Raw genomic sequence first — 290 nt, 5'->3', positions numbered from 1 at the left:
AATATTGATACAACTATTGGAATAGTTTAAAATGAATATGAAAAATAAACAATGCTCTTTTGCAGCTTTTTCTCCTTCATTCTTAAGTCTCTCTTCTTAGAGAAACATAGAAAAAACCGAAAAACTATACGGAAATCTAAAAATAATGATTAATTTGCAAAAGGATCCGTAATAAGGATAGTATCTTCACGCTCAGGGCTCGTGGATAATAAAGCCACCTGCGTACCGATCAATTCTTCAATATAGCGTATATATTTGATAGCTTGTACTGGTAAATCTTCCCACTTCAA

At 32.1% G+C, this 290-nt stretch carries 1 protein-coding gene; it reads right to left on the bottom strand.

The genetic code is table 11. The features are described 5' to 3' along the window. Positions 1 to 149: 149 nt before the first annotated feature. A partial coding sequence (locus ACFINZ_RS11775) for an adenylosuccinate synthetase (protein WP_375701620.1) occupies positions 150 to 290 on the bottom strand: 141 nt, incomplete at its 5' end.

Source organism: Bartonella sp. AA81SXKL, assembly GCF_042196945.1.
Classification (GTDB): Bacteria; Pseudomonadota; Alphaproteobacteria; order Rhizobiales; family Rhizobiaceae; genus Bartonella.
The sequence above is the reverse complement of the archived record's forward strand: the minus strand, read 5'-3'. Positions and strand labels throughout refer to the sequence as shown.